Origin of the sequence: uncultured Caballeronia sp., from assembly GCF_964243625.1 — a bacterium.
GTDB lineage: Bacteria > Pseudomonadota > Gammaproteobacteria > Burkholderiales > Burkholderiaceae > Caballeronia.
Map to the genome: position 1 here is coordinate 1 of NZ_CAXTGZ010000455.1, position 4,975 is coordinate 4,975.

Sequence of the window (4,975 nt, forward strand, 5' to 3'; positions counted from 1 at the left end):
GACGTTGTTGTCACAATGGTACCGGGTGGCCCAGGGCTCGTCCCCTTCCTTGACGCAAACCGTCTGAAGAGCGAGGTGTTTGTTTCTGCCGTCGATCTAGGCCGAAGCTGGATTCCCGAATCCCTGTCCGCGTTTCAATTCCTTGCAACCGACAGCCTCACACAGGGACACGCTCCCCTCGATGTCAACGGCGAACCCGTCGACACAGCGAAATTCCACACGGATCTGACGGGACTGGCATGAGGAAAATCTGCGCCGGTCGCGGGACGCAAGCTGTTCTGCTTTAAAGGTTATGCACTCGCCGATCTGGCGCTTGCCAATCTCGTTCTGAAACTCGCCAAAGAGCGAGGCGGGGTGGGTATGGAGCTGCAGCGGTGATATCGGAATCCTGAGAGACGACAATTCCTTTGAATGGGATGCACCTTCTATTCAGGAGTCCTTCTAGTATCAAATGGGTCTCCGTCTCCATCGACGGTCTTTGCTTAAATACCAGTGTGCGGACCGCTCGCATGACTTCGAGCGCTCGGGGCGAGAAACACTTCTTGCATCACGATACTAACGCCGGATCGCAATATCCGCAGCGAGGTCTCGTCAATCTCGGATTCTTACCTCAACTTTGCGTGGTTAACTATGTCAGCAATCCAACTCTCTCCTAAAGCTACCAATGAGACCGTGCTTTCCTATGCGCCCGGAAGTCCGGAGCGGATCGCATTGGCCGCAGAACTTAAGACGCAGCAATCTCGTGTCCTCGAAATCCCTGCGGTTGTCGATGGCAAGCGTATCACCAGCGAAAATACCAATGATGTGCGGGAGCCTCACGCGCATGAACGCGTGCTCGCGCATGTTCACAACGCCGACACCGCTACCACAAACGCGGCTATAGACGCTGCTGTGGCGTCTCAGCGCGACTGGAGTCAGGCCACGCTGGCAGAGCGTTCAGCGGTGTTCCTGAAGGCAGCGGACCTGCTGTCTGGTCCTTGGCGCGCGAAGCTCAATGCCGCGACGATGCTGGGCCAGAGCAAAACCGCTTACCAGGCTGAGATTGACTCGGCTTGCGAACTTATCGATTTCTTGCGCTTCAATGTACAGTTCGCCCATGAACTAGCCGCCGGGCAACCCGTTTCATCGCCGGGGATACGCAATCACCTCGAATATCGCCCGCTCGAAGGGTTCGTCTATGCGGTGACACCATTCAACTTCACGGCCATTGGCGGCAACCTCGCGCTCGCGCCGGCACTGATGGGCAACACGGTGGTGTGGAAGCCTGCTGCCACAGCTTCGCTGTCGAATTTTCTGTTTATGGAATTGCTTGAGGCGGCAGGACTGCCCAAGGGCGTCATCAACTTCGTGCCGGGTTCGGCGGTTGCCGTCAGCAACGCTGTGATGGCACGTCCTGAATTGGCGGGAGTCCACTTCACTGGCTCGACGGCTGTGTTCGACACGCTATGGGGTGAAGTAGGCCGCAACGTCTCGCGCTACCGAAGCTACCCGCGCCTGGTGGGTGAGACAGGTGGCAAGGACTTTGTTCTTGCGCATGCCTCTGCGGAGGTCGAAGCACTTGCCGTGGGGCTGCTGCGTGGCGCGTTCGAATACCAGGGTCAGAAGTGCAGTGCGGCATCTCGGGCTTATATCCCTGCCTCGCTGTGGCCGAAGGTGTGCGAGCGTCTCTTGGCGATGCTCGAAACAGTCCGCATGGGCGACGTAACCGACTTCACGAACTTCATGGGCGCCGTGATTGACCGCCGCGCCTTCGACCGGATCCACGGGCACCTCCAGCGCGCTGCGGACGATCGTGGCGTCAAGGTACTGGCAGGGGGCGAGGCTGATGACACCATTGGCTACTTCATCAGCCCGACTGTGCTGGAGGTCGACGATCCACGCCATCCACTCATGGAAACCGAACTTTTCGGTCCGGTACTGAGTGTCTATGTATATGCCGATAACCAGTGGCCAGAGGTGTTAACGCTTGTTGACGGAACGAGTCCATACGCGCTGACCGGTGCGATCTTCGCTACTGACCGGGCTGCCATCGCTCAGGCATCCGATGCATTGCGTTTCGCGGCAGGCAATTTCTACATCAACGACAAGCCCACCGGTGCCGTAGTTGGCCAGCAGCCGTTTGGCGGCGCACGTCGCAGTGGTACCAACGACAAGGCTGGTTCCGCACTGAACCTGCAGCGCTGGGTGTCACCACGCACAGTTAAGGAGACGTTCGTGCCTGCCTTGGACTACAAGTATCCATACATGGCGGACTGAACTAACTAGCGGATCGCACCCGACCTGTCAGGTAACCGGAAATTTACTCCCAACTCCTCATCACTTAGACGAAGGGTTAAATGAATGAGCGGTATCTCGTGGGTGAAGGGGCCAAGGTAGTTCCATTAGCACGCGGTCTCTCCAGTCAACCCTAAAATCCCATTGGTCGAGCGGAAGCGATTTGCGGCGCGAACTCTCGACCTTTGCGACGAGATCTGCCGTCCATGGGTCGTACTGTCCACGCTATGCGCCCATCCGCTCATATGGTGGCCCCATCTTCTGCGCGTGGAACCCGATGCCGCCACGGGTGTTCAGATCCACCGTCTCGAACGGGCCGACGACCGACCAACGCATCCCGAGCGTCTCGGTCATCAGCAAGTCTATATCCTCGACGGTCGCGATGCCGTCGCGCACGAGGCAGTATGTTTCGCGCAGCACTGCGCCCTGCAGTCGGTTGAAACGAATCCCTCAATTTCCTTTCCCAACCGCAGCGGGTGCATGCCGGCTTGTTGAAATGTCGTGCAGCACGCTCGACCGTGTCGGCAGCCGTGAACGGCGCCGGTACTAGTTCGACTACCGGGATCAGATAGGGCGGATTCACTGGATGCGCGATGGTGCAGCGCTCACGTGTTTGCAATCCACTCGCGAACGACGACATCGGAAGCGCGGACGACGCGCTGGAGAGAATAGCACTCGCTGGCGTTTCTCGAAGCCCGGGAAAAACCGGCAGCTAAAGGGTAGCGTGCTGCCACGGCTTGTCCACAGGCAAGCTCGGTGGATGAGCCTGCACCTGCGCATAACATCGTTCAAAAGAACCATACCTGAACTACGAAACCACCCATAAATTCCGCCGACCAAGCATAAAATTCAAGCTTTGACGTCCTTCAAGAAGTCGGGGATCTTTGTTTTTGCCGCGACTTCAATCGTGCTTAGACGCCGAGTGCGGCCTTCGACATTAGACCAAGAGAGACGAATAGCAGCACGCAAGCAAAGCCAATTTGCAGACGCCGTCCGGATAACTTGCGCGAAGCAAATCTTCCCGCACCCATACCTAACACGGTGGTAACGCTAAAAACCAGCGCAAAGTTCGCGGGGAATGAGATTCCGTGCGCGACAGTGGCAATTACACCGCCCGTACCAATCAGCGCGATGACCATCAGGGACGTGGCGACGACGCCATGCAGTGGGACATTGGTGAATTTCCTGAGGAGCGGCACAATGACGAACCCGCCGCCAACCCCCAGCAGCCCCGTCATGAAGCCAGTCAGAGCGCCGATACCAATAAGCGCTGCGGTCATTGAAGCTGCCCATGTAAGCCGGCCGGTGGTGGGATTTATGCGGCCGACGCACCAGGCCGTATCACTTGCTGCCACGGCTTCTTTCGAAGCTTGGTATATGAGGCGAAACGCAACTAGCAGCATCACTCCACCGAAAACGAATAGTAGGGCGCGTTGCGGTAACTGATGGGCAACGGACAATCCGATTGATGTCGCTGGCACACCCGCGACTGCTATAAGGAGGGCGGCGCGATAGCGGACAAGTCTTGCACAGAAGGCTTCTACAGCTCCGACGGCCGCGCTTCCTGATATAGCAATCAGTGCGACAGGCGCCGCCTGCTGTATTGACCAGTGCATTCCAACAACAAGCGCTGGGACTGCAAGTATGCCGCCGCCAGCGCCAGTGAGACCGAGGACAAGTCCCACTACAAAGCCAAGTGCGAGCGAAAGGGACATCGTCAACTCCGATTAACCGAAAGCCTAAACTGTAAAGTTCTACGGAATCTAGGGTGAACGGGATGAGTGCCTCATTGCCCATAGTTTCGGCTACTTTTTGTGGTCTCCCACATGCCTGCTTTTCTCAATGATCTCTATGCCCGGCCAAGCCAGCCGCATTCCAAAGCATTGCTGAGCGGGAGCCCGTGCGGCAGTACGCGAGAATTGGCTTTGGTAGATTCTCTACGAGCGACCTGAAAGCGATAGTGTCCTCTGGGCGCATTTGCCCTGATACAACAGGCAGATAATGAGCCATTACGCCGACTGAGGCGGCCGCCTCGCAGATTTTCCTAAATGGCGTTTGATCAAGTGCTTCTCCATCTAGCCGATTGCACACAATAGAGCGAAACCCGTTAGCGAGCGCGATGGTCACGTCTGATTCGATCAGTTGCGACGTGACGCTGAACTCGCTAGATAGATGCGTTATTTTCACCAGAAGTTTTCCTAAATTTAACTGCCATACTAAATTCAGCGAGGACTGACAGAGATTTCGATGTAAGAGACTGCGTTGCTCTCGGGTTTAGGCATTCGGCCACCTCTCATATTTACTTGCACTGAGGGAAGCATGAGTGTCGGTATTGAGAGCGTCGCATCGCGTTCCTTACGCATCTTCACAAAGTTATCTTCTGTGGTGCCGGCGCCAATGTGCACGTTTTTCGCGAGTTCGTCAGCTACTGTGCTCATGAACTGCATGGCCCTGCCACCCGGGCAATAGTCGTGACACATGTAGAGGACGGTACTGTGAGGCAGGCCAAGAACTTTGTTGATGGAGCGGAACAGCGTCTGTGCATCGCCACCCGGGAAGTCACATCGTGCTGTACCACAGTCCGGCATAAAAAGCGTGTCACCGACAAACGCCGCGATGTACCCATAGTGCTCGACCACGTAGGTGACGCACGCGGGGGTGTGGCCGGGGGTGCACATTACCCTAACCTGAAGCGCTCCGA

The 4,975-nt window shown here is 56.8% G+C and carries 5 protein-coding genes and 2 pseudogenes; 2 read left to right on the forward strand and 5 right to left on the reverse strand.

What is annotated here, in order from left to right; genetic code table 11:
- A pseudogene (locus ACFFAR_RS24480) lies at positions 1-243 on the forward strand (hypothetical protein); the annotation flags it as partial.
- Between the two features lie 387 nt (positions 244-630).
- Entirely contained in the window at positions 631-2,256 is a 1,626-nt protein-coding gene (gene pruA / locus ACFFAR_RS24485; RefSeq protein WP_174364468.1) for an L-glutamate gamma-semialdehyde dehydrogenase, read from the forward strand.
- 243 nt (positions 2,257-2,499) lie between these two features.
- Here the strand turns inward: pruA and ACFFAR_RS24490 are convergent, their stop codons facing one another.
- The 5 genes and pseudogenes from ACFFAR_RS24490 to ACFFAR_RS24510 form a co-directional block, all read right to left on the reverse strand.
- Positions 2,500-2,694, reverse strand: a complete 195-nt coding sequence (locus tag ACFFAR_RS24490) for a 3-hydroxyacyl-CoA dehydrogenase family protein (RefSeq protein WP_375508614.1) — start codon at positions 2,692-2,694, stop codon at positions 2,500-2,502.
- A 136-nt stretch (positions 2,695-2,830) separates the two neighbouring features.
- Positions 2,831-2,914 (reverse strand): annotated as a pseudogene (locus ACFFAR_RS24495) (3-hydroxyacyl-CoA dehydrogenase); the annotation flags it as partial.
- Between the two features lie 271 nt (positions 2,915-3,185).
- Positions 3,186-3,989, reverse strand: coding sequence for a TSUP family transporter (locus ACFFAR_RS24500; protein WP_174364467.1), 804 nt, complete (start codon positions 3,987-3,989; stop codon positions 3,186-3,188).
- Positions 3,990-4,113: 124 nt separating this feature from the next.
- A complete protein-coding gene (locus tag ACFFAR_RS24505) occupies positions 4,114-4,461 on the reverse strand; it encodes a beta-lactamase hydrolase domain-containing protein (protein WP_174364466.1) in 348 nt (115 codons plus the stop codon).
- A gap of 35 nt (positions 4,462-4,496) precedes the next feature.
- A partial coding sequence (locus ACFFAR_RS24510; protein ID WP_174364465.1) for an MBL fold metallo-hydrolase occupies positions 4,497-4,975 on the reverse strand: 479 nt, incomplete at its 5' end.